This is a genomic window from Brevibacterium sanguinis, from assembly GCF_039528855.1.
Classification (GTDB): Bacteria; Actinomycetota; Actinomycetes; order Actinomycetales; family Brevibacteriaceae; genus Brevibacterium; species Brevibacterium sanguinis.
Genome location: NZ_BAAAMB010000009.1, coordinates 293,914 through 318,326 on the forward strand (window position 1 = coordinate 293,914; position 24,413 = coordinate 318,326).

Consider the following 24,413-nt stretch of genomic DNA (forward strand, 5'->3'; position numbering starts at 1 on the left):
GTCCGCCGTCGTGTCGTTCATGTGCTCATCCTACGCGCCGGATTCGGCGCGCAGGCCTCAGTTCCTGAAGTAGGAGAGGAGGCGCAGGATTTCGATGTAGAGCCAGACGAGCGTGGTCATGAGCGAGAACGCGCACAGCCACGAGAAGCGCTCGGGAATGCGCTGCTTGACGCCTTCCTCGATCATCTGGAAGTCCATGATCAGGGTCATCGCGGCGAGCACGGTCGCGACGATGCCGATGACGATGCCCAGCGGGATGCCGAAGATCTCGATCGAGCGGGCGCCGCCGGTGCCGGTGAAGAGGGCGAAGCCGAAGTTGATGAGCGAGAACACGGCGTAGCCGCCGACGGCGATGAGCATGAACTTCATCATCTTCGAGCCGTAGCGCACACCCTTGAACTTGAAGAGGGCGAGCATGACACCGAAGACGGACAGCGTCGCGAGCACGGCCTGGAGGACGATGCCGTCCCACTGGGCTTCGAAGATCGCGGAGATGCCGCCGAGGAACACGCCCTGGAACGCGGCGTAGCCGATGATGAGGCCCTTGTTCGGTTCGCGCTTGAACGCGTTGACGAGACCGAGGACGAGGCCGATGAGCATCGCCGGGAAGGCGAGCACGGGCACGAACCATCCGAGGACGGCGCCGGCGAGGAGGATCGCGAAGAGGATGCCCGTCTTCATCATGACGTCGTCGTACGTCATCGCCCGGTCGTCGACGGGACGACCGGTGTTGCGCTCCTGCGCTGCCGGCTGGTTGAACAGGTCGTTGAGCTGCTGGTCGGACATGACCGGCTGCTGGTTGCGTCCGGCTTGGACGCCTTCTCTGATGGTGCGGTCCATCATGGGGTTACTCACGGTCGAGATCCTTTCGATCTGAGTAGTGGTCTCGCCGTCTGGCGAGTCGAACGTCGCTTGCCAGTCTAGCCGGATCACCTGGACGGTCACTGAGGACTGCGGGGTCCGGGGACAGAGCGTTGCATGATTGCAACACTTCTGCCGACCCGGGTATTCCGCTGCCGGTACGACGCCCGGCCGTCCCCGGCGCGCGAATGGCTGCGGTGGACCGCCTCGGCGAGGTGGGGGCTCAGTTCATCGAGTAGTCCATGGCCGCGCCGGGACCCCACGGGATGCCGGTGAACCACCAGATGAAGAAGAGCAGACCCCAGAAGAGGAACATCGTGAACGAGAGCGGGATCGTGAACGACAGCAGCGTGCCGATGCCCGCGTCCTTCTTGTACCGCTGGATGAAGCCGAGGACGACGACGAAGTACGGCGACATCGGGGAGATGATGTTCGTCGTCGAATCGCCGATCCGGTAGAGCGCCTGCGTCGTCTCCGGGGAGATCGACAGGAGCATGAACATCGGCACGAGGACCGGGGCCATGAGCGTCCACAGACCCGACCCGGAGGTGAGGAAGAGCGCGCCGAGGGCGACGAGCAGCCAGCCGCCGAGCAGGATGACGAAGGTGCTCGTCTCGAGCGAGCCGAAGAGGTCGGCTCCCCGGATCGCGAGGATCTCACCGAGGCTCGACATCTTGAAGAGGGCGAGGAACTGGCTGGCGGCGAAGAAGAGGACGATGACGGGCACGAACGGCAGCAGCCCCTTGCCCATCATCTCCGGGATGTCGGAGACCTTCGTGATCGACCCGGTCGCGTACCCGTAGACGATGCCGACGATGAAGAAGCCGAAGCCGATGATCGCGGCGATGCCGGCCATGAGGCCGGATTCGGGTCCGAAGCCGCCGGCTTCGTCGCGGAGGAACGAATCGGCGGGCAGGGCGAGGAGGAAGAGGATGACCGCGCAGACGACGATCGTGATGACGGCGAAGAGGACGCCGCGCTTCTCCTTGGCGTCGAGTGCCATCTTGACGTCGAAGACGTCCGGATCGTTCTCATCGGGCTCGTCGAGGACCATCGCGTCGGCGCGCTTGGACAGGAGGAGTTCGGTGACGAGGGTGATGGCACCGGCGACGACGAACATCGAGACGAAGTTGAAGTAGAAGTTCGCGACGGGGCTGACGACGTATTCGGGGTCGATGATCTGCGCCGCCGAGGTGGAGAGACCACCGAGGACGGTGTCCATCGCGTTGACCATCGGTGCGGCCGAGTACCCGCCGGAGGTCGCTGCGTAGGCGACGATGCAGCCGAGCAGCGGGTTGCGGCCCACGGCCCGGAACGCGAGTCCGCCGAGCGGGATCATGATCATGTATGAGGCGTCGGAGGCGATCGACGAGGCGGTGCCGGCGAGGGCGACGATGAAGGTGATCCACTTCGGCGAGGCCCCGGCGATCGTGCCGCGCAGCATCGCCGGGATGAGACCGGACTGTTCGGCCACGGCGACGCCGAGGAGGACGATGATGACGAGCCCGAGGGGCGGGAACGTCACGAAGTTCATCACGGCCCCGCCGACGATCTCCCGCAGGGATTCCGTCGTGAAGAGGTTCGTCACCGACACCGTCTCCCCCGTGGCCGGGTTGACGGCGCTGAGCCCGGTGGCCGAGAAGATCGCCGAGAGGATCATGACGACGACGGCGAGGGAGAGGAAGAGCCAGAAGGGATGCGGCAGCTTGTTGCCGGCCTTCTCGATGACGACGAGCACGCGCATCAGCCAGCTCAGTCGGTCGGGGCTCTGCGCCTGGGTGTCGGTGTCGGCTGTTCTCGTCGACATGGTGTCTCCTGGTTCGGGTCGGCGGTGCGCGCGGCGGCACTCTGCGGCCGACTGCACTCGGCGGATGACGTCATCCTGTGAGCGCAGTCACTGAGACAAGATACCAGGATTCGGTTGACTGCCGGGACGCATGCGGTCGGATCCGCCCGCTCGGCCGGGGTCGTGCCGGAGGAGGTGGGGACGTCGGGCGCCAGGCGTCGTGCGGGAGACGGTGGGGACGTCGGGCGCCAGGCGTCGTGCCGGAGCGGGCGGGACGCCGGGCGCCGGATGTCGGACGCTGTCGAGCAGATGCACGGATGCCGGCCACCCTGGCGGGGTAGCCGGCATCCGTGCTGTACGACGCGACGCGGTGCGGCGCCGGGACGGTCAGCGCTCGATGTCTCCGCGGATGAAGGCTTCGACGGCCTCATGCGCCGCGTCGTCGCTCTTCTGCTCCGGCGGGGACTTCATGAAGTACGACGAGGCTGAGATCAGCGCACCGCCGACACCGCGGTCGAGGCCGATCTTCGCGGCGCGCACGGCGTCGATGATGACGCCGGCGGAGTTCGGGGAGTCCCAGACCTCGAGCTTGTATTCGAGGGAGACGGGGGCGTCGCCGAAGTTGCGGCCCTCGAGGCGGACGAACGCCCACTTGCGGTCATCGAGCCATTCGACGTAGTCGCTGGGGCCGATGTGGACGTCGCGGGCGGAGAGCTCGGCCTGGGTGTTCGAGGTCACGGCCTGGGTCTTCGAGATCTTCTTCGACTCGAGGCGCTGGCGTTCGAGCATGTTCTTGAAGTCCATGTTGCCGCCGACGTTGAGCTGGTAGGTCCGGTCGAGGACGACGCCGCGGTCCTCGAAGAGCTTCGCCATGACGCGGTGGGTGATCGTCGCACCGATCTGGGACTTGATGTCGTCACCGACGATCGGCACCCCGGCGGCGCGGAACTTCTCGTCCCATTCCTTCGTCCCGGCGATGAAGACGGGCAGGGCGTTGACGAAGGCAACCTTCGCGTCGATCGCGGCCTGGGCGTAGTACTCGGTGGCTTCCTGGGAGCCGACGGGCAGGTAGCAGACGAGGACGTCGGCCTCGGCGTCGCGCAGGGCCTGGGCGACATCGACGGGGTCGGTGTCGGACTCGACGATCGTCTCGCGGTAGTACTGTCCGAGGCCGTCGAGCGTGGGACCGCGCTGGACGGTCACACCGGTCGGGGGCACCTCGGCGATGGTGATCGTGTTGTTCTCACTCGCGGTGATCGCCTCGGCGATGTCGGTGCCGACCTTCTTGCCGTCGACGTCGAACGCGGCGACGAAGTCGAGATCACCGACGTGATAGTCGCCGAATTCCACGTGCATGAGTCCGGGAACCTTCGTGCCGGGGGCAGCATCCCGGTAGTACTCGACACCCTGGATCAGCGACGACGCACAGTTGCCGAGACCGGCGATGGCGACTCGAATCTTCTTCGTTCCCACGAACTCTCCTTCTGTCCTCTCGGGTCTCCCCGCAGTCCGGGCTGCTGCGCGTGCGCGCGAACCCGAATATCCATCTTAGTGATCACGTCAAAACCGCGGAGCACCCGTCCGCGCCGGGGCCTCGTCAGCTGACGACGAGCGGTTCGAGCACGAGGTCGGGGTGGTTCTTCTGCACACCCTGCAGGCGCCAGCGGTCGGAGAACAGCGCGAGCAGCTCGCCGTCGGAGCGGCTGAGCACCTCGACGTTGCGCTCCCGGGCCAGGGTCGGCACGCACTCAGGGGTGGTGCGCCGGGCGAGGGAGAAGTTGAGGCGTTCGAGCGAGCACGGGGCGTTGAACTCGTTGTTCATCCGGTCCTCGGCGACTTCGAACTGCATCGGACCGACGGCCCCGAGGACCGGTGCCTGGTCGCCGCGCAGGTCCGAGCGCAGCACCTGGATGACGCCTTCGTGGTCGAGCTGTTCGATGCCGCGCCGGAACTGCTTGTACTTCGAGGAGTCCTTGGCGCGGATGACCATGAAGTGCTCGGGCGAGAACGTCGGGATGCCGGGGAACTCGACCTTCTTGTCGAGGTAGAGCGAATCGCCGACGCGCAGCGCGCTGGCGTTGACGAGGCCGACGACATCCCCGGGGAACGCTTCGTCGACGACGTCGCGGTCACGGCCGAAGACCTGCTGCGCGTACTTCGTCGCGAACGGCTTGCCGGTGGCCGAATGTGTGAGCACGCTGCCGCGTTCGAACACGCCCGAGCACACCCGGATGTAGGCGAGACGGTCGCGGTGGTTGGAATCCATGCCGGCCTGCACCTTGAAGACGAACCCGGAGAAGGGGGCGTCGACGTCACGGGGGTTGTCGTCCTTGTCCTCGCGCGCCTCGGCGGCCGGAGCGAGATCGACGAGCATGTCGAGGAGCTTGTGGATGCCGAAGTTGAGCACCGCCGAGGCGAACATCACCGGCGTCGACTTGCCGGCGAGGAACGTCGCCTGGTCGTGGTTCTGGTCCTCCATGTCGAGGAGCTCGGATTCGTCGACCGCCGTCGTCCACGCATCGCCTTCGAGCTCAGCGGCGGCGTCTGCCGACAGGGTCTCCTCACCGGCGATCGTCGCGCCGCCGTCGGTGCGCGTGTACTTCGTGTACTCGCCGGTGACACGGTCGAGGACGCCGCGGAAGTCACCGGAATGGCCGACCGGCCAGGTGATCGGCGTCGGCAGGAGGCCGGTGCGCTCGTGGACCTCGTCCATGAGGGCGAGCGGGTCGAGGCCCGGGCGGTCCCACTTGTTGACGACGGTGATGATCGGGATGTTGCGGTGGGCGCAGACTTCGAAGAGCTTCATCGTCTGCGACTCGAGGCCCTTCGCGGCGTCGATGAGCATGACCGCGCAGTCGACGGCGGAGAGGACGCGGTAGGTGTCCTCGGAGAAGTCCGCGTGGCCGGGGGTGTCGACGAGGTTGAAGACCGCGTCGCGATACTCGAACTGGAGGGCGGCCGAGGAGATCGAGATGCCGCGGTCCTGCTCCATCTGCATCCAGTCGGAGACGGTCGCGCGGCGGCCCGCCTTGCCGTGGGTGGCTCCGGCCTGACCGATCGCCTTCGCGTGGAGGGCGAGCGCCTCGGTGGTCGTCGATTTGCCGGCGTCCGGGTGCGAGATCACTGCGAAGGTGCGGCGACGCGCCGCCTGCGTGCGGATCTCTTTGTCAGAATATTGGCCAGAAGTCACCAAAATATCCTACCGCCGATCGGGCTGGGAGTCCCTGTCCGATCAGTCACAGTCGACCGTGATCCCAGGCTCCTTTCGGAGAGTCCGCTTAGGCTGAGTGGCGATGACTGAGGAATACGTTGACTACGCCGGCCGGTCGGAGCCGAAGGAGCGGTGGCTCAAGGCCTCCCCGCTCATCATCGCCGGCGTCCTCGGAGTCCCGCTGCTCGCGCTGGCGGTGCTCTTCTCCCTGTCGATCGCGCAGATCGCGAAGTTCATGTTCGATCTCGGCACCACAGGGTGGGACGTCGTCGGAATCGTCTTCCTCAGCCTCTCGGGTGCCCTCTGCGTGCTGCTGTGGATCGCGTTCCTCTTCATCGGTTCGCGCCGCCGCACCTGGCGCTGGCGGATCTCCTGGGCGGCCGCAGCGCTCCTCGTCGCCGCGGCACTGCCCCTGTGGTGGCTGTTCGCCGGATACCTCACCGGCAACCCCGCCCCGATGTAGCTCCGGCGGACCGCCGGAGGCCTCGCGACGTCGGGATCGTTGCGGCGCTCGGACCCCGGCGGCGTCCGGACGCCTGCGGCGCACTGCGCACTACCCGAAGCGTCACACGCCACCCGGAGCTCCACTCCCGCCTCGGCGCGCGATGCACACCGCTGAGCACCACACACACCGCGCGGCTTCACGAGAACTACCCTGAGCACGACACGCACCCCGTGCACGCGGTGTGCATGCAACTCCACGTGCGTGATGGGTCGATCGCACCGACGCAACAGGCCACCTGCGGCTTCACCAGCGCGTCGCCCGGGTCGTTCGGCCGTAGTCTGTCGCGGTCACATCGACGACCAGAGCGTCGTACATGTCCGTCATGGCGACAACAGTGTGTGCATGGTCCATCAGGAGCCCCGCGCTGTCGCCGAGCGCCTCGCGCACCGGGTCGGGCACGATCTGCCGAGAACCGTTCGCAAATGACCGCAGAAGCTTCAACCTCTGCTCCCGCGATTCAAATCCCATTTCATAGAGCAGCCAGTGGAACAGGTGCATGAGGGCGGTGTCACGATCAAAGTCGCCATGCGCGGACATCGCGTTCTCTTCTGCGGAGCTGAGAACGAAGGATGAGTGAAGAGCCAATCCGAAATCGCTGAATAGCAGCGTGCCATCGCGAACCAGAATGTTGCCCGGATGCAGATCGAAGTGCTGGAAATGTCGCGACTTCATCCACGTCGTCGCCTCGAGGATTTGGGCGACGGCGTCGGAGAATATGGTTCCTGCTCGCCGGGAGGCGACGCTGCTGCGCAGCCACGATGCCAACGTCTCTGGAACATATTCGAGCACGAGCAGCAGGCTGCTGCGTGACGCTCGGAGGGAATCGATCTCTCTTCGGATCTTCGGCCAATATCTCCCCCACCGTTGACGGACCTCTGCGACATCGAACTCACTGAAGTCGACATCGCAAGTGACATCCGCAATGCGCCAGTCCAGCAGCAGCGGGAAGAAGTCGGCCTCGCGTTCCCACACCCAAGCAGAGGTGAGCTGATGAGCAGCCAGCTCTCTTCCGACGCCGTGCGAAGGACTGACGAGACCGTAGTGACTGGTGACAGGCAGATCGAGCCAGCTCCGTGTCGCAGTGGGAGCGAGATTCTGCTCAGCGGTGAGCGGCATCTGCTTGATGAAAACCTTCGACCCTCGAAACTGCGCAACCCTTGTCGTGCCTCCGATGCCGACACCGACCACTCGTGAACCGTAGAGGAGGTCCATCGTTTCCTCGTCGTCCAGCGCAGCCAGTTCATCGGCGATTGCCTTCGCTCGAGTCAAACGATCGCTCACGACTTCACTCTAACGCCACACCCACCTCGGCGCGCGATGCACACCGCTGAGCTCCGCACACACCGCGCAGCTTCGCGAGAACTACCCGGAGCACGACACACACCCCGTGCACGCGGTGTGTGTGCAACTCCACGTGCGGGATGGGTCGCTCGCACCGGGGCCAGAGGACCCCGAGACGCACGACCACCGAAGCGCCGTCGCTCACTGAGGCCGACCCGCGAACGACGAACGGCGACCGGCTACAGCAGGGCCAGGGCCTTCGCGATGCGCTTCTCCGAGACCGGCTGCGGGGTGCCCAAGCCGTTCGCGTAGAGGCTGACGCGCAGCTCCTCGAGCTGGACGAGCACCGCTCGCCACTCACTCGGCACCGCGACGAGCCACCGGTTCCACGGCTCGGATCCCAGTCCCGGGAAACGGGTCGCGAGCTTCTTCGCGACCGCCTCGGCGCTGCCGGTCACCCGATCCATGAGCTGACGATCACGCATCGGAGAGTCCTGCATGGCGCCGATGCGGACCGTCTCCGCCTCGACCCACCGCGGCAGAGCGCTCACCATCGCCGGTGTCATCGCCGCGATCGCCGCCGCACTGACCCGTGATCCGGTCCAGGCCTGGACATCGGCGAGATTGGCGAGGATCGTCAGCGACGACGCCGACGACATCAGCTTCTCGAGCTCGGTGGCGCGGCGCAGCGCCGTGATGACCGCAGGCAGCAGCGTCGCCGTGACCTCGGTGATCTGCGCATTCACCGCAGTCCGCAGCCGGGAGAATGCCGCCTCATCGCCGACCCACGACGTCTCGGCAGGTCCGAGCTCGGACTCGACGATGCCGCGCACGCCGGCGCGCACGATGGCGGCGAGCAGCTCATCGGAGCGCTTCTGATGCCCGGCGAGGACGAGCTTCTCCTCCGTCGTCAGCCCGTCCCGCAGATAGTTCAGCGCCTCACCCGCACCCAGGCTGAGCAGGGTGATGACCGCCTCCCGGCTGGCCAGGCGCGCCTGGACCGCGGTGTCGAAGGCGACGAGGTCGACGCTCTCTCCGCGATCGGCGAGCCCGGGCACGACACCGGCATCGGCGGTGTCCGGATCCGCCAGCTGCCCGATGCTCCACGAGGTCAGCCCCCGCTTCTCGGTGAATGCCGAGGCCTTCACGCGCGCCTTCTTCACCTGCGGCTTCGCGGTCTTCGTCAGCACGCTGAGGTCCTCACCGAGGCCGACGGTCCTCGTCCCGTCGACGAGGCGGAAGCGGATGCGCAGATGCGCGGGAATCCGCTCCCGATCGAAGTCGTCGGCCGACACGGTGATCGGCACGAGGTCCTGGAGGCCTCCGCCGCCCGCGCGGTCACTGAGGTGGGCGGCGAGCACCTCGGGAAGGCTCCCCTGATACGGGGTGAGGGCGGGCAGGATCTCCCGCGCGACGTCCGGGGCGGGAACGAAGTAGCGTCGCTTGTTCTTCGGCAGCGACCGGATGTAGGCGGCGACGAGCTCCTCGCGCAGACCCGGCACCTGCCAGCTGAACTCGTTGGGATCGACGAGCGGGACCGCCGCTGCCGGGATCTCGACGGTGACCCCGTCCTCCGTCGATCCGGGGTCGAACGAGTAGCGCAGCTTCGCCGCCGTCCCGTCGGCGAGCTCCCATTCCATGGGATAGTCCTCAGCCACCGAGGCGGTCAGCGACTCGCTGTCTTCGCTGAGCAGCACCGCGGTCGTGAGGTCGAGCAGGTGCGGATCGCGCCGCTTCTGCCCCTTCCACCACGACCGGAGATCCGCCGCCGAGGTGACCGTGGCGGGAATCCTGGCATCGTAGAAGTCGAAGAGGGCGTCGTCCTGGTCGAGGACCCGACGGTTCCTGGTCCGCGAGGCGAGTTCCTCCGCCTCCTCGACGACGGCGGCATTGTGGTCGAGGAAGCCGAACCGCTCACGCCAGTCACCGTCGATGAGGCCGTTGCGGATGAGCATGTCCCTGGCCGCGGCCGCATCGATCGTGCCGTAGCCGACCCGTCTGTCGCTGGCGAGCGTGACGCCGTAGAGCGCGATCTTCTCGTGCACCATCGCCGCCCCCGCCGTCCGCGACCAGTGCGGTTCCGAATGCTGCCGGGTCACGAGGTCGCCAGCGGCGTCGATGACCCAGTCGGGGTCGATCGCCGCGACCGTGCGCGCCCACAGCCGCGAGGTCTCGACGAGCTCGGCGGCCATGACGAAGTCGGGATTGACCTTGAACAGCCCCGATCCCGGGAAGATCGCGAACCGCGTGCCGCGCGCCCCCTGGTAGTCCTTGTGCTTCTCCGAGCGCGACCCGATCATCGACAGCAGCCCGGTGAGCAGCGCCCGGTGGATCGCCACGGCTCGCAGGTCGAGCTTCATCGCCGCGGCGTCGGCTCCGCGGCCCGGCTCGACTCCCCCGCGGGCCTTCTTCGCCTGCTTCTTCGCCGCCGTGAGCTCGGCGAACCCGATTTTGCCCTGTCCGCTTCGGTTCTCAGACGATGTCCTCGCCGAGGCGACCGCCCCCTGACCGCGGCCCTGAACTCGGCGGTTCGCCCCCTGGTGTCCGGCACCGTCTCGTCCGGCACGGCTGTCATCTCCGCCGGCAGCCGCCTCGGTGTCGCCCTGACGCCAGGTCGGACGGTCGACCCGGATGCCCGCGGACCCGAGCAGGGAGCGGAGCTGGCCGACGAGGTCCTGCCATTCGCGGATCCGGACGAAGTTGAGGAACTCGGCCTTCATCTGCCGACGGAACTTCGACGACGACATCGACGCCTGCGCGTCCTCGAGGTAGTTCCACAGGTTGAGGTAGGAGAGGAAGTCGCTGCCGCGATGGACGAACCGGGCGTGCTTCTCATCGGCGGCGGCCCGCACCTCGGTGGGGCGCTCGCGCGGATCCTGGATCGACAGGGCGGCGACGATGACGAGGACCTCTCCCCCTACCCCGGCCTCGGCACCGGCGATGACCATCCGCGCCAGCCTGGGGTCGATGGGGAGGACGGAGAGCTTCCTGCCGGTCGGGGTCACCGTGATGGCGCCCGACTTGTCACTCGTCAGTGCCCCGAGTTCGGCGAGGAGCGTGCGCCCGTCACGGACTGCCTTGGCATCGGGCGGGGTGAGGAACGGGAAGCCGAGGATCTCCTCGTCGGATGAGGCGAACCCGAGGTCGGCCATCTGGAGGATGACGCTGGCGAGGTTGGTCCGCAGGATCTCAGGGTCGGTGAACTCCGGCCGGGACTCGAAGTCGGCCTCCGAGTAGAGACGGATTGTGATGCCCTCGCTCGTCCGTCCGGAGCGGCCCTTGCGCTGGTTCGCGCTGGCCTGCGAGATCCGCTCGATCGGCAGCCGCTGGACTCGGGTCCGGTTGGAGTAGCGGGAGATGCGGGCGGTGCCGACGTCGATGACGTATTTGATGCCCGGCACCGTCAGGGACGTCTCGGCGACGTTCGTGGCGAGGACGATGCGCGGACGCGAATGGGGTCGGAAGACCTTCTGCTGCTCACCGGCCGAGAGCCGGGCGAAGAGCGGGATGACCTCCCACTGGCGCATCCGCGGGTTCTTCCGCACATGCGCCTCGAGGGCGTCAGCGGTGTCGCGGATCTCGCGCTCTCCGGAGAGGAAGACGAGGATGTCGCCCGGTTCTTCGGCGCTGAGTTCGTCGACAGCGGCGATGATGCCGTCGATCTGGTCCTCGACCCCGGTCTCGTAGTCCCCGGATTCGCCGGGTCCATCGACGTCATCGTCGGCGGTGTCGTCGGTCAGGGGCCGGTAGCGGACCTCGACCGGATAGGTTCGGCCCTCGACTTCGATGATCGGGGCGTCGTCGAAGTGCTGCGAGAAGGATTCGGGGTCGATCGTCGCCGAGGTGATGATGATCTTGAGATCGGGCCGCTGCCGGCGCACCTCTTTGAGGTAGCCGAGGAGGAAGTCGATGTTGAGGCTGCGTTCGTGCGCCTCGTCGATGATGATGACCTCGTAGTCGCGCAGCAGTTTGTCGCGGGAGAGCTCGGAGAGGAGGATGCCGTCGGTCATCACCTTGATCCGGGTCTCGTCGGCGACCTGCGCGGTGAACCGCACCTGATAGCCGACGGTGCCCCCGAGGTCCTCGCCGAGTTCGTCGGCGATGCGTTCGGCCACGGTGCGCGCGGCGATGCGCCGCGGCTGGGTGTGACCGATCATGCCCTCGACGCCGAGGCCGAGGTCGAGGCAGATCTTCGGCAGCTGCGTCGTCTTGCCCGACCCGGTCTCACCGGCGATGATGACGACCTGGTTGTCGCGGATCGCCTCGGCGATCTCATCCTTCGCCGCACTGACCGGAAGTTCCTCCGGGTATGTCACCGCCACGGGGTGGGCGGCCCGCGACTCCCGCAGGCGGGCACGGCGCTCGCGGTGCTCGGCCCCGGTCATGCCCCGGCGGCCGCGGCGCTTCGCCGACCCGCCTCGGCGGGATCCTCTTCTGCCGCGGGACCGCTCGCTGGGAGTGCGCTCATCGGCCGGGCGCTCGCTGCTCACCGGGCGCTCATCGGTACGGCGCTCGTCGTTCCGGGAGGTGTTCTGGTGCTCGGGTGCTGCCGAGTTCTCGTCTGCCATCTCACCTCCCAGCTTATCGTCCGCCTGCCCTCCCTCAGCGCAGCCGGTGAGCGGCCGGGCCGGCAGCGTCAGCGCCGCTGCCGCGCCTCAGCACGGCATCTCAGCTCCACAGCGGGGAAAGGGCATCGATGAGCTGTTGGACGCCGAGGATGAGGAAGAGGAGTGCGGTGATCCCGAGCGCAAGGTTCGTGTGCCACCGGTTCGCCCATTCCTTCGGCACGCGCTTGCCGTTGAGCAGGCCGAGGAGGGTGAGGGCGAGGAACGGCATGAACAGCGCCCCGAGCACGCCGTAGGTCAGGATGAGCCCGATCGGCCGGTCGAGGAGGAAGAGGATCATCGGCGGGAACGTCAGCCACAGGAGGTAGAACTTGAAGTACTTGCCGCCGGTCAGCGTGTCCGGGTGCCCGGCGGGCTTCTTGCGCATGTGGCCCCAGAAGTCGGCGAACATCAGCGAGACGCCGTTCCACACTCCGATGATCGAGGAGAACGATGCCGCCCAGAATCCGACGAGGAAGCCGACGCCGACGACGTCGCCGTAGCGGGCCTTGAGGACATCGGTGAGGTCGAGGAGTCCCTCATCCCCGGCGGAGAGGGCGACGCCGGCGGAGCGGACCACCTCGGCGCCGACGATGAGCATCGCGATGACGAAGATGCCGGTCATGACGTAGGCCATCGTGTTGTCGATGCGCATCACGCGCATCCACTTGGGCGTGATCCACCCCTTCTCCCGCAGCCAGTACCCGTAGGCGGCCAGGGTGATCGTGCCGCCGACGCCACCGGCGAGCGCGAGCGTGTAGACGACCCCGCCGTCGGGGATGAGCGGGATGAGGCCGCGGAGCATCTCCGGCACATTGGGCACGGCGATGACGGCGAGGCCGACGACGGTGACGAACATGATCCCGACGAGGACCGCGGTGATCCTCTCGAACACCGTGTACCGGCCCAGCCACACCATCGTGAAGCCGGCGAGCCCCATGAGGACGGCCCACACCGTCAGCGGCACCATGGGGAAGAGCGCGGCCAGCGGCAAGGCCGCCGAACTCATCGCCGTCGCACCGTAGACGAAGCCCCAGATGATGATGTAGGGGCCGAAGTACCAGGTCGTCCACCGGCCCAGTGACCGCCAGCCCTCGAAGATCGTCTTGCCGGTGGCCAGGGTGTAGCGTCCGGCGCCTTCGACGAGGATGATCTTGAGGAGGACGCCGACGATGACGGCCCACAGCAGCGCATAGCCGTACCGGCTGCCGGCGACGAGCGTGGCGACCATGTCGGCGGCACCGACACCGGTGGCCGCCACGACGAGGCCCGGGCCGATGACCTTCCACTTCGGTCTGCCCTCGGCCTCACCGACGGTGCCGTGACCGGAGTCCTGCGGCGGTGCTGGCGGTTGGCTCGGTCCGTCGGTCATACGTCTCCTTCGTCGTCTCCGGCACTGCCGACGCGAACGTCACCGGTCCGGTCGGCAGGGTCTGCGTTCATGCTACGTCAGCACGGAGGCACGACCGCGTGCTGCCTCACAGGGTGGGACACGGGTGCAGAGACGCAGGCGATGGATCAGAAGAGGGCGGGCTGCCTCACCGTCCTCTGCGATCTCCTCGACGCCGCGGTCGGCGGTCTCGGCACGGACCGTCGGGCGGGGGCGGAGGCGAGCTCGAGTTCGATCCACCGGCAGATGACGGCGACGACCTCGGACTGTTCGGCGGCAGTGAGCGCACGACCGGCGGCGATGCCGTGGCTGGACTGCAGGCACGTGCGACAGCACGTCGCCGTGGCGTGCTGGGCGAGGAAGACGGGGTGGCCCTTCCACGGGGTCTGCTTGCCGTCGCGTGGCGGATTGCGCGGGGCCAGTCGGGTGGCGATGAAGTCCTCTGCGTGCCGCTTCATCGTGTCCATGTCGCGTGCGGCGATGTAGTCGAGGTCGGAGTCGCGGAGGTGGAAGCGCGAGCGGAAAGGGGTGCGGGTGATGCGCCCGATCCGCTCGTCCAACTGCTGGTGATCCGTCATGTGGGGAGCGTATCCGGCGCCACTGACACGGGTCGGCGGACACCGGCGGTGACCGCAGACGGTGGTCACCGCCGCATCACACTGTGAACGGTGACGGCCCGGGAGTGGGACGCGGATGTATTCTCAAAGACGTGGCACACGACGACACGCGCAGCAGGCTCGCCCAGCGGATGTTCCCCGACGGGGAGGATCCCGACCCGCGGTTCACGCTCGCGAACGAGCGGACGTTCCTCTCCTGGATCCGCACGTCGCTGGCGTTCATCGGCGGCGGCATCGCGGTCGAGGCGTTCACCGGGGCGATCTTCTCCCCCGGGCTGCGCGCGACGCTGCCGATCGTGCTCATGGCCATCGGATTCGTCCTCGCCGCCGGAGCCGCCTTCCGCTGGTTCCGCATCGAGTCGGCGATGCGGCGCAAGGAGTCGCTGCCCCTGCCGCTCATCATCCCCATCGTCAGCCTCGCCTCGGCGCTCGGTGCCGGTCTCCTCGTCCTCGTCTTCTCCGGGGTGCTGTGACCCCGTCGAAGTCGACGCGGTACATGCCGCACGAGGATCCGGGCCTGCAGCCGGAGCGGACGACCCAGTCGTGGCTGCGGACGAGCCTGACGATGACCGTCGTCAGTCTCCTCTTCATCCGCTGGATCACGATCTTCCCCGTCGTCTCCGTCTCCGTCTTCGTCCTCTGCCTCGGCCTCGCCATCGCGGCGATCGCCATGCAGGCCGACCGATACCGCATCGGCGCCGGGTCGATCCGCGCCGAACGCGGTCAGCCCACACCGTGGGCGGTCATCTCCATCACCGTCTCCGTCTGTCTCATCGCCGCCCTCGGCATCGCCTCGGTGATCCAGCTGACCTTCGGCTGAGGGACCCGGGCCCCTCCGTTCGGGAGCGTCGATCCGGTCCTCTCCGCTCCACCGGACTCCGCCAGCTCCCACTGCCGCCGCGACATCGACGTTCCTCGTCGTGAGACCGCCGTCCCGAGTCATCAGGGGCCTCCCTAGACTGGGGGCATGAAGGATGCCCAGGAAGTCTCCACTGCCCCACTCGTCGGCCTCGGCCTCATCGGCGGGTTTCTCACCGCCCGCGAGACCGGGATCCGCCCCCTCGGCGGGGTCGTCCTCGCCGCCGCCGGCGCATACGCGGCACGCACGTGGTACGTCAAGCGCGGTTGGCCCACGGCGACCGCCCTCAGCCTCGCCTACCTCGGCGGGTTCGGTCTCTCGCACCCGCTGGCGAAGAAGATCGGGGCCTGGCCCGCCGTCTTCACCGTGACCGCCGCGAGTGCCGCGGCCGCCCACTTCGCCGTCGACGCAGTCCCGGCGAAGGACTGACCCGACCACTCACAGAAACGAGGATCACCGGTAGCCCATGCTGGCCGTATTCGAAGGATTCGCCGTCATCGCGGGGGTCATCCTCGTCGGGTTCCTCCTCGGGCGCTCCGGAGTCCTCGGGCCCAGCGGACAGCAGGTCATCGCGAAGCTCGTCTTCTACGCGGGCACCCCGACGCTGCTCTACGTCACGGTCTCCCAGACCGACCTCGGGCTGATCTTCAATACGGCGCTGCTCGCCACCGGCGGGTCGGCGATCATCGTCGGGTTCCTCCTCTTCGCCCTCACCCGCTGGGTGCGCAAACGCAGCACCGGCGAGGCGATGTTCTCCGCGTGGGCGGTCAGCTACGTCAACATCGGCAACCTCGGGATCCCGATCGCCGCCTACGTCCTCCACGACGTCGGCTACGTCGCCCCCGTCCTGCTCTTCCAGCTCATCGTCCTCGCCCCGATCGGCATGACCGTCCTCGACGGCGCGGGCAAGAAGAAGCACGACACTCACTGGTACACCACGATCCTCCAGGTCGCGAAGAACCCGATCCTGCTCGGGGCGGCGGCAGGAGTGGCCGCCTCGGCGACGGGATTCGAGCTCCCGCGGTTCATCTTCGAGCCGATCGACATGATCGGGGCGACGGCGGTGCCCGGCGCCCTGCTCGCGTTCGGCATCTCTCTTAAGGACGGGTGGGCGCTGCCGATCAAGGGCACCCGTTCGCAGCTGAGCTACATCACCGTCGGCAAACTCGTCGCCCAGCCGGTCATCGCCTGGGCGATCGGCGGCCCGCTGCTGGGCTATACGGGCATCGACCTGTTCGCCATCGTCGTCACCTCCGCCCTGCCGACGGCGCAGAACGTCTACATCTACGCGATGCAGTATCGCCAATCCGAGGCGCTCATGCGCGATGCCGTCTTCATCACCACGGTCCTTGCCGTGCCGGCCCTCGTCATCGTCGCCGCTCTCCTCGGGTGAGGGGCGGCGTCCTCAAGTGAGGACTGCCCGTGACAATGCCAGGGGCCGACCGCCTCGGCGATATCGGGGTCCGTGGCGTGTCCTCCCGGGCTCGGCGCACCCTGTCACTGACAATGGGAGCGTGGCTGGAGACGAGAAGAACGAGACCGAAGACCTCCTGAGCAGGCGCATGAGCTCAGGGTCGACGAGCGCTGCCGACAAGTCCTCGGCGCCTCTCGAGGCCGCGAACGACCCGTCGACCGACACCGAGGCGTTCGATCCGATCAAGGATCCCATCCTCAAGGAGGAGCCCCGCCCGTCGACCGGCCCGGTGCGCGTGGCACCCGCCCACTCGAATGCGCCGCAGGAGACCGCCCGCACTCGCGAGGTCCCTGCCAACGGTGCGGCCGCGACGACGCCGGGGAGCGCTTCCCGCCCCTCGGTGATGAGCGAGGAGGACTGGGCGGCGGTGACGAAGGCCGCGACGTCGACCGACACGCACGAGCCGGAGTACCCCGAACGCCGCCGGAACCCCCTCGACATCATCGGCACGATCTGGATCGCCCTGTCCGTGCCGTTCATGCTCCTCGCGCTCTCCGTGCGCGCGATCGCCTCGGGGATGTTCCTCAAGTTCGAGTACTTCCGCCCCGGCTTCCCTGCCGATCAGTTCGGCTTCGGCTCCGCCGACCGCGAGCACTACGGCACGTACGTCATCGACTACCTCCACAACCTCGACTCGCGCCGCTACCTCGCCGATGTCGTCATGCCCAACGGCGAACCCGTCTTCATCTCCTCCGAGCTCGACCACATGGCCGACGTCAAGGGCCTCATCTCCCTCCTCTACCTCATCGCGATCATCGGCTTCATCGGCACGGTCCTCTTCTCCCTCTACCTCTCGCGCAGGAACGGGATGGGCATGCGCATCGGGTTCCGCCTCGGCGCGATCTTCAGCTTCATCGCGATGGCCGGCCTCGCCGTCGTCGCGCTGCTGGGCTGGGAGAGCTTCTTCCGCGGATTCCACCGCGTCTTCTTCGCCGACGGGACGTGGGAGTTCTACGCCGACGACTCCCTCATCCGCCTCTTCCCGCCCCAGTTCTGGGTCGACGCGGGCATCGGTGCGGGCGGGATCTTCCTCCTCCTCACCATCATCCTCTTCCTCTTCAGCTTCGCCGGTCACAAGAAACGCAAAGCCGCGAAGAAGGCCCAGCGCGAGTCCGCCGACCGCATCTGAATCCCGCCGCAGGTAGCGGCACTCTGCGCTCACGCGCTCCACGGTTCCGGCCGGGTGGTCTTTCCCCTTCCACCCGGCCGCATGCTTTCTCCGCCCTCCCATATCGCCGAGGTGGCTGAACTTCGCCGTTCCGCGCCCGCAGACGATCATCCCCCGTTGAACGTCTGCACCGTTCCGCATCGTGCCGTGGGCGTCAGGTGTGAGTCCCCGGCGAACCTCTCCCCGCGCTTGCACGGGCGGCCGGGTCTGAGTAACGTCGATGACAAGGCACCATGCCTGAAACCCGGCACCGATCGAAGGAGCCTCGACCATGGCGAATGACACCGATCAGCTGACGTTCCAGAACCCCGTCACCCGCTATCCCAGCATCACCCCGCCCCGGCAGGATCAGCCCGAACCGGGTCTCGATCGCGACCTCGAACCCCAGACCGATCGCGGTGAGGACTCGTATCGCGGAACGGGCAGGCTCGAGGGCCGCAGAGCTCTCATCACGGGAGGCGACTCGGGCCTCGGGGCGGCGATCGCGATCGCCTTCGCCCGCGAGGGCGCTGACGTCGCGCTCAACTACCTCCCCGTCGAGCAGCCCGACGCCGACGAGGTCAAGCGCGTCATCGAGGCGACCGGACGCGCGGTCCACCTCTTCCCCGGCGACCTCACCGACCCGCAGTTCTGCGCGGACCTCGTCACAGACGCCGCCGACGCCCTCGGCGGGCTCGATGCCGTGGTCAACAACGCCGGCCGGCAGATCTCCGTCGAGGCGATCTCCGATCTCACCGACGAGCAGTGGGCGAAGACGTTCCAGACGAACATCGCTGCGATCTTCCACATCAGCAAGGCCGCCGCCGAGGTGCTGGCCCCGGGATCGACGATCGTCAACTCCACCTCGGTGCAGGCGTACAGTCCCTCGGCCCACCTCCTCGACTACGCCTCGACGAAGGCCGCGATCAACAACTTCTCGAAGGGCCTCGCCCAGCAGCTCGCACCCCGCGGCATCCGCGTCAACGCCGTCGCTCCGGGACCGTTCTGGACCCCATTGCAGGTCTCCGACGGACAGCCGAAGGACGCCCTGCCCGAGTTCGGCAAGGACACCGCTCTCGGTCGCGCCGGCCAGCCCACCGAGGTGGCGCCCGCCTACGTGTTCCTCACGTCCCCGGAGTCGAGCTACGTCGTCGGTGAGACCCTCAACGTCAACGGCGGTCAGCCGACGCCCTGACCGTCGAGGCACCTCCAAGCCCCCAGCGGTGAGCACCGCGCTGACCGCACCTCTGATGAAAGGACATGCTCATGAGCTCCGAGACCACCCCGCCCGATGAGACCTCAAGCCCCGACACAAGCCCCGACAAGAGCTCCGAGCCTGCAGCCGCGGTGACGAAAGCACCGCAGGTGTCGACCGACGAGGACGGCGACACCGTGCGCGGCAGCGCAGCGGGCACCGACGGAACGACGGACGAGCACCGCGCCGACGCGCCCGGCAGCGCGGCCGACGACGACGGCCTCGTCGACGTCGGTGAGGTCCTCACCGGCGAATCCTCCGACGACGGACCTCCCGAGATGCCCGCCTGAGAACGACACCGGCTCCCGTGCACCGCACGGGGGCCGACTGTTCGTGCCGCGGCCGCTCAGTCGTCGACGGCGTCGCGACCGCGGCGGACGATGAGCGGATCCGGTTCGTAGACGATCGAGGTGTCCTTGCCCGCGTAGTCGAACTGGTTGAGGAAGTAGCGCATCGCGTTGAGGCGGGCGCGCTTCTTGTCATTGCTCTTGATCGTGATCCACGGGGCGTGATCAGTGTCCGTGCGGCGGAACGTCTCCTCCTTCGCGAACGTGTAGTCGTCCCAGCGTCCCAGCGACTCGAGGTCCATCGGCGAGAGCTTCCACCGTCGGACCGGATCGATCTGGCGGATCGCGAAGCGGGTGCGCTGTTCGCGCTGGGTGACGGAGAACCAGAACTTCGTGACGTGGACACCGGAGTCGATGAGCATCTTCTCGAACACGGGAGCCTGCTCCATGAACCGCTCGTACTCATCGTCGGTGCAGAAGTCCATGACGCGTTCGACATTGGCCCGGTTGTACCAGGACCGGTCGAACATGACGATCTCGCCGTTCGTCGGCAGGTGGCTGATGTAGCGCTGGAAGTACCACTGCCCGGCCTCCCGGTCAGAGGGCTTGTTGAGCGCGACGACCCGGGCCGCGCGCGGGTTGAGGTGTTCGGTGAAGCGCTTGATCGTCCCGCCCTTGCCGGCGGCGTCGCGGCCCTCGAAGACGATGACGTGCTTCGCGCCCGTGTCCTGCCCCCAGTACTGGAACTTCAGCAGTTCGACCTGGAGCCGGTACTTCTCGAGTTCGTACTCCTCCCGATTCATCAGCTCCGGGTACGGGTAGCCCTCGCGCCACGTCTCGACCGCCCGTCCCATCGGGTCGATGAGCTGCGGATCGGTCGTGTGGCTGTCGGCGACCGTGTAGCCTTCGACCCTGAGCTTGTCGATGTACTCACGCAGGTTCTCGTTCGGGAGGATGGACACGAAGACTCCTTCACTGCTCAGCTGCCGGTGTGGGGGATGTCGTCGCGACCCGGTCACGACCCCGGCGCCTCGGACGGTACTGGTGCGAGGTGAACATCAGGTTATGCGATCGATGTCGTGTTTCGGAACCAGGGCCGCGCCGATCAGCGGTGCGGCGGCGACGATGACGAAGGCCCACGGATACCCGAAGGCGGTGATGAGCGCCCCCAGCCCGGGTCCGACGAGCGCCGAGACCGCGAACTGCCCCGTGTTCTGCGCCCCGAGCGCCTTCCCCGACCAGCGCGGCCCCGCGGCCTCGGCCACCGAGGCGAAGGCGAGTCCGTTGTCGGCCACCGACACCGTCGAGGCGAGGACGAAGACGAGCGCGGCGACGACGGGCAGCGGGGTGAGCGAGATGAGGGCGACGGCGAGGGTGAGGACGCAGGCGGCGACGGCGACGAGGCGGATGAGGGCGACCCGGGAGCCGAGGGCGTCGGAGGCGGCGCCGATGATGAGGCGACCGAGCGCGCCGACGATCTGCGCGGCCGCGACGATCCCGCCGGCGACCGCGGCGGGCACTCCCTGGTTGGCGATGAGCCAGATGAGCCCGTAGGTCGAGAACGCGAACTGCGGGACGACGAGGAGGGCGGAGACCGTGTGGATGCGCCAGAGGAATCCGTCGGAGCGATAGGGGTTCGTCGCCGAGGCGGCGCCGGGCTGTCCGTGCTCCGGTGCGCTGGGAGGGCGGACCGCCTCGGCGCGGGGAGGGTTCCGGACGAGAGCGACGGTGACGATCGTCATCACCGCGGTGACGGCGGTAGCAAACCAGAGGTAGGCCGTGATGCCGCCGGCTGCGGCGAGCGGCGGGACGGCGAGGGCGGCGACGCTCGTGCCCAAGGGCTGCGACATCTGGCGGATGCCCATGGCGAGGCCGCGCCGATGCCGGGGAAACCAGCCGATGACGACGCGTCCGCTCGCCGAGTTCACCGAGGCCGCGGCGGCCCCGGCGAGGGCAAGGGTGACGATGAGCCAGGCCGGCGACGAGGAGAGCGGGACGGCTGCCGCGGAGGCGAGCGCGGTGAGCCCGAGGCCGAGCGTCATCGCGAGCCGCTCGCCGAACCTGTCGGCGAACGCACCCCAGGCGATGAGCGTGAGGATGAGTCCGAAGCTCGGGGCGACGCCGACGGTCCCGGCGCGCGTGAGCGAGTAGCCGAGCTCGGTGTGGAGGTACGGGATGAGGAATGCCGGACCGGTGATCGCCACGGTCGCCGCCATCTGCGCGAGCACTCCGACGACGAGGATGACCCAGGCCTGTCGGCTGGGCGCGGGCATCGTCATGGGGTGAGGCTAGTCCCTGGTCAGCACGGACGCGGTCGTGTCTCAGATCGCGGCCCCAGGCGGGGACGATATAGTGATGCTGGCGATGAGCACGCTGTCCGCGCAGCGCCACTGCGGACACGGCACCGTCACCCCCTGTAGCCCAATCGGCAGAGGCAGTCGACTTAAAATCGATTCAGTCTGGGTTCGAGTCCCAGTGGGGGGACCGTGTCGCCGGAGCTCGCGAAGTCGGGCATGATCGTCCTATGACTTCAGCGCTCATCATCCCCGGCACTCCCCCGCAGGCCGTCACCGGCCTCGACGACCCGATGACGGTCGCCGCCCCCGGACCTGCCGTGCTCTTCGATGACCGCACACCGGCGGGCCGGCTCGACCCGCGTGCCGGACGCCCGTCCGGGGCCGCGGCAGCTTCCGAGGCGACAGCTCCGGAAGCGGCACCGCCCACCGTGACTGTTCCGCAGCGCCCGCTGGCCTACCGTGAGGGCGGCCGGGACTGGCATGTCATCGGCTACGAGGCCGCCGACCACTGGGAGAACCTTTCCCCCGCGCTCCGGGCCCGGCTCCTCGCCGATCGCACCGCGCCCCTCGACGTCGACGAGTTCAAGGCGACGACGAACGGCGCGAGCGCGTCGATGATCACGAACAACTGGGTCCGCTCCGGCCATCCCCGGCAGTACCGGATCGCCGGTGAGCTGCGGGATCTCGCCGAGGTGCTCGCCCGCATCGCCGACGCCTGACCCGGCGCACCGCTCTGCTCGGCAGGCCCGAAGGCCCCTTGACCGCGCGCCCCCTCAGCTCAGCAGCGCCGTCTCAGCGGCCACCTCGGCGGCCTCCCGGTTGTGTTCGATCCGCGCGACGTTGAGCTCGGCCCAGCGTCGCAGCGTCGCGACCGGTTCGAGCAGGGAGCGACCGAGGTCGGTGAGTCGGTACTCGACCCGCGGGGGCACCTCGGCGAAGGCCTCGCGCGCGATGAGCCCGTCAGCGGTCAGGGACCGCAGCGTCGAGGTGAGCACCTTCGGGGTGATGCCGCCGACGGCCAGGCGGATCTCGTTGAAACGGCGCGGCCCCTCCTCGAGGGTCTCGATGATGAGCACCGTCCATTTGTCGCCGAGGCGGTCGAGGACGATGCGCGTGGGACAGTCGGGGTCGAACGCGTCGCCTTCCCAGTCGATCATTGTGCGAGAACTCCAATAGTTTCTTTGAGGTACCTTGTATCCTCAGTATATCGTCACTGCATCAGGAACCGCACACCACGGAAGGACTCATCATGAGAATCGCACTCTTCGGAGCTTCGGGAATGGTCGGCTCGCGCGTGGCGGCCGAAGCCGCCGGCCGCGGACTCGAGGTCACGGCGATCACCCGCACGGGCACCGAGGTCCCCGGCGTCGCCCGCAGCCTCACCGGCGACATGGCCGATGCCGCCCTCGATGCGCAGGTCGCCGCCGACCACGACGTCATCATCTCCGCCACCGGCCCCAGCCGCACCGGCGGCGACCACGGCGAATGGCTGCAGGCGCTGCAGACCCTCGCCGAGGCCAGCGGCGACACCCCGCTCTACGTCGTCGGCGGCGCCGGATCCCTGCTCGTCGACGGCGAGACGATGCTCAAGGACGCCCCCGGGTTCCCCAGCGCCTACAAGGCCGAGGCGGAGACGGGCACCCGCGCCCTCGAGATGCTCCGGGCAGGCGACTACTCGCCGTGGACGATGCTCTCCCCCGCCCCGGAGATCGCCCCGGGCGAACGCACCGGCTACTACGCCGTCGGCACCGACGCACCCGCCGGTGAACGGATCTCCGCCGAGGACTTCGCCGTCGCCCTCGTCGACGACGTCGAGGATCCCCAGCACGTCGACGCGCGCTTCACCGTGGCGAACTCCGAGGTCAACTGACCTCTGACCCTCAGCTGAGCGAATAGTCCCGGGAGGAGATCGCGAAGCCGTGGTCACCGTTGGTGCACACGACTTCGCGGTCCGCATCGGTCGTGCAGGCGATGCCGTAGGCGATGAGGAGGTCACCGTAGGGCAGGACGGCGGTGTCCGCACCCCACTCCCCGGCATCGGAGAACTGTGTGAACGTCGGATCGCCGTAGGCCTCGAAGCGGGGCCCGCCCGTGGAGGTGAGGACGATCGCCGTCGGCTGCTGCTGCTGGCCCTGATACGTCACAGGCGGCAGGTCCTCGGGGAAGCTGTGGTTGTCGCACCCGAGCAGGTCCTCCTGGAAGCTGCAGTGGTGCTTCCGGGACTCCGTCGTGAAGTAGAGTCCCGCGGCGCCGGTCGCCGTCCCCTCGTACTCCCACGGCAGGACGTGGTAGCCCGCGGGCACGTCGAGGCTCGCCGGCCGCACGACGAAGCGCTGCTCGTCCTTGTCGCACGAGAGCGTGATGTCGTAGTCGGCGACCTCGCTGTCCATCGGGAAGAGACATTCCCACCCGTCGACGATCGTCCCGTGCCCGGCGACGTGCTCGGAGTCATCCCCCTCCCCGCGGGCCAGTGCCTCCAGTGCCGTCCTCGCCTCGTCGCAGTCGGTGTCCTGCGTGCCCTGGTAGATCGCCTGGTCGGTCATCGGTGCGGGAGCGACTCCGCAGTGCCCCACCGGGAGGGAATCCTCGTCGACGAGCGTCTCGTCATCGGTGGGGGCGGGCTTCCCGGCCTCCGTCGCCGAGGTGGGGCCCGGCTGCGGCGCCGACGTGTCCTCACCGCCCCGGGTGCATCCGCTGAGGACGAGCACGGCGACGAGGCTGACGATGGCTGTAGTGCGCTTCATCTCCTCACCGTAGCCTGCGGTCGGGGCGACCGGGCCGGTCGGTCGATAACGGCCTCATCACAACCTCGGCGCCGACACCTGTCGACGACGAAGCC

General features: G+C 68.0%; 22 protein-coding genes and 1 tRNA gene. 11 read left to right on the forward strand and 12 right to left on the reverse strand.

All coding sequences use genetic code 11. The features are described 5' to 3' along the window. Window positions 1–57 precede the first annotated feature (57 nt). From ABD154_RS11630 to ABD154_RS11645, 4 genes are all read right to left on the reverse strand, one after another. The gene (locus tag ABD154_RS11630) at window positions 58–843 is read right to left on the reverse strand and encodes a Bax inhibitor-1/YccA family protein (RefSeq protein ID WP_198500924.1); all 786 of its coding nucleotides are present in this window, start codon (window positions 841–843) and stop codon (window positions 58–60) included. Window positions 844–1,084: 241 nt separating this feature from the next. Further along, window positions 1,085–2,668 carry an AbgT family transporter gene (locus ABD154_RS11635; protein ID WP_198498281.1) on the reverse strand — a complete coding sequence of 528 codons (1,584 nt, stop codon included), beginning with the start codon at window positions 2,666–2,668 and terminating at the stop codon, window positions 1,085–1,087. A gap of 366 nt (window positions 2,669–3,034) precedes the next feature. Continuing rightward, a complete protein-coding gene (locus ABD154_RS11640) occupies window positions 3,035–4,120 on the reverse strand; it encodes an inositol-3-phosphate synthase (protein WP_198498280.1) in 1,086 nt (361 codons plus the stop codon). A 124-nt stretch (window positions 4,121–4,244) separates the two neighbouring features. Beyond that, on the reverse strand, window positions 4,245–5,837 hold the full coding sequence (locus ABD154_RS11645; RefSeq protein ID WP_198498279.1) for a peptide chain release factor 3: 1,593 nt from the start codon (window positions 5,835–5,837) through the stop codon (window positions 4,245–4,247). Window positions 5,838–5,940: 103 nt separating this feature from the next. Between ABD154_RS11645 and ABD154_RS11650 the strand changes: the two genes are divergently transcribed. After that, the gene (locus tag ABD154_RS11650; protein ID WP_198498278.1) at window positions 5,941–6,321 is read left to right on the forward strand and encodes a hypothetical protein; all 381 of its coding nucleotides are present in this window, start codon (window positions 5,941–5,943) and stop codon (window positions 6,319–6,321) included. Between the two features lie 285 nt (window positions 6,322–6,606). Here ABD154_RS11650 and ABD154_RS11655 read toward each other — a convergent pair whose 3' ends face one another. From ABD154_RS11655 to ABD154_RS11670, 4 genes are all read right to left on the reverse strand, one after another. Beyond that, window positions 6,607–7,644, reverse strand: a complete 1,038-nt coding sequence (locus ABD154_RS11655; protein ID WP_198498277.1) for a protein kinase domain-containing protein — start codon at window positions 7,642–7,644, stop codon at window positions 6,607–6,609. A gap of 239 nt (window positions 7,645–7,883) precedes the next feature. Continuing rightward, window positions 7,884–12,212, reverse strand: coding sequence for an ATP-dependent RNA helicase HrpA (hrpA, locus tag ABD154_RS11660; RefSeq protein WP_198498276.1), 4,329 nt, complete (start codon window positions 12,210–12,212; stop codon window positions 7,884–7,886). A 100-nt stretch (window positions 12,213–12,312) separates the two neighbouring features. Continuing rightward, complete coding sequence (locus ABD154_RS11665; protein WP_198498275.1) at window positions 12,313–13,620, reverse strand: Nramp family divalent metal transporter; 1,308 nt, start codon at window positions 13,618–13,620, stop codon at window positions 12,313–12,315. Between the two features lie 146 nt (window positions 13,621–13,766). Further along, a complete protein-coding gene (locus ABD154_RS11670; protein WP_198498274.1) occupies window positions 13,767–14,216 on the reverse strand; it encodes a DUF4186 domain-containing protein in 450 nt (149 codons plus the stop codon). 131 nt (window positions 14,217–14,347) lie between these two features. Between ABD154_RS11670 and ABD154_RS11675 the strand changes: the two genes are divergently transcribed. From ABD154_RS11675 to ABD154_RS11705, 7 genes are all read left to right on the forward strand, one after another. Beyond that, entirely contained in the window at window positions 14,348–14,728 is a 381-nt protein-coding gene (locus ABD154_RS11675; protein ID WP_344251336.1) for a YidH family protein, read from the forward strand. Next, a complete protein-coding gene (locus ABD154_RS11680; RefSeq protein ID WP_232623536.1) occupies window positions 14,725–15,075 on the forward strand; it encodes a DUF202 domain-containing protein in 351 nt (116 codons plus the stop codon). The genes ABD154_RS11675 and ABD154_RS11680 overlap by 4 nt, the downstream gene beginning before the upstream one ends. A gap of 147 nt (window positions 15,076–15,222) precedes the next feature. Beyond that, window positions 15,223–15,543: a hypothetical protein gene (locus ABD154_RS11685; RefSeq protein ID WP_198498272.1), complete on the forward strand. Its 321-nt coding sequence runs from the start codon at window positions 15,223–15,225 to the stop codon at window positions 15,541–15,543. 37 nt (window positions 15,544–15,580) lie between these two features. After that, on the forward strand, window positions 15,581–16,507 hold the full coding sequence (locus ABD154_RS11690) for an AEC family transporter (protein ID WP_198498271.1): 927 nt from the start codon (window positions 15,581–15,583) through the stop codon (window positions 16,505–16,507). Between the two features lie 121 nt (window positions 16,508–16,628). Then, window positions 16,629–17,717: a TIGR01906 family membrane protein gene (locus tag ABD154_RS11695; protein WP_232623535.1), complete on the forward strand. Its 1,089-nt coding sequence runs from the start codon at window positions 16,629–16,631 to the stop codon at window positions 17,715–17,717. A 310-nt stretch (window positions 17,718–18,027) separates the two neighbouring features. Continuing rightward, complete coding sequence (locus ABD154_RS11700) at window positions 18,028–18,930, forward strand: SDR family oxidoreductase (RefSeq protein ID WP_198498270.1); 903 nt, start codon at window positions 18,028–18,030, stop codon at window positions 18,928–18,930. 71 nt (window positions 18,931–19,001) lie between these two features. Then, a complete protein-coding gene (locus ABD154_RS11705) occupies window positions 19,002–19,280 on the forward strand; it encodes a hypothetical protein (protein WP_198498269.1) in 279 nt (92 codons plus the stop codon). Between the two features lie 56 nt (window positions 19,281–19,336). On the opposite strand, the gene ppk2 is transcribed toward ABD154_RS11705, so the two are convergent. Both ppk2 and ABD154_RS11715 read right to left on the reverse strand, forming a co-directional pair. Further along, on the reverse strand, window positions 19,337–20,239 hold the full coding sequence (ppk2, locus tag ABD154_RS11710) for a polyphosphate kinase 2 (RefSeq protein WP_137824258.1): 903 nt from the start codon (window positions 20,237–20,239) through the stop codon (window positions 19,337–19,339). Between the two features lie 96 nt (window positions 20,240–20,335). Further along, window positions 20,336–21,556 carry an MFS transporter gene (locus ABD154_RS11715; RefSeq protein WP_198498268.1) on the reverse strand — a complete coding sequence of 407 codons (1,221 nt, stop codon included), beginning with the start codon at window positions 21,554–21,556 and terminating at the stop codon, window positions 20,336–20,338. Window positions 21,557–21,687: 131 nt separating this feature from the next. On the opposite strand from ABD154_RS11715, the gene ABD154_RS11720 reads away from it, so the two are divergent. Beyond that, window positions 21,688–21,761: transfer RNA gene (locus tag ABD154_RS11720), tRNA-Leu, on the forward strand. Window positions 21,762–21,801: 40 nt separating this feature from the next. Next, a complete protein-coding gene (locus ABD154_RS11725) occupies window positions 21,802–22,293 on the forward strand; it encodes a hypothetical protein (protein WP_198498267.1) in 492 nt (163 codons plus the stop codon). 54 nt (window positions 22,294–22,347) lie between these two features. Here ABD154_RS11725 and ABD154_RS11730 read toward each other — a convergent pair whose 3' ends face one another. After that, complete coding sequence (locus ABD154_RS11730) at window positions 22,348–22,731, reverse strand: winged helix-turn-helix transcriptional regulator (RefSeq protein ID WP_198498266.1); 384 nt, start codon at window positions 22,729–22,731, stop codon at window positions 22,348–22,350. A 92-nt stretch (window positions 22,732–22,823) separates the two neighbouring features. On the opposite strand from ABD154_RS11730, the gene ABD154_RS11735 reads away from it, so the two are divergent. After that, the gene (locus ABD154_RS11735; protein ID WP_198498265.1) at window positions 22,824–23,444 is read left to right on the forward strand and encodes an NAD(P)-dependent oxidoreductase; all 621 of its coding nucleotides are present in this window, start codon (window positions 22,824–22,826) and stop codon (window positions 23,442–23,444) included. A 10-nt stretch (window positions 23,445–23,454) separates the two neighbouring features. On the opposite strand, the gene ABD154_RS11740 is transcribed toward ABD154_RS11735, so the two are convergent. Then, the gene (locus ABD154_RS11740) at window positions 23,455–24,318 is read right to left on the reverse strand and encodes a hypothetical protein (protein ID WP_198498264.1); all 864 of its coding nucleotides are present in this window, start codon (window positions 24,316–24,318) and stop codon (window positions 23,455–23,457) included. Window positions 24,319–24,413 lie beyond the last annotated feature (95 nt).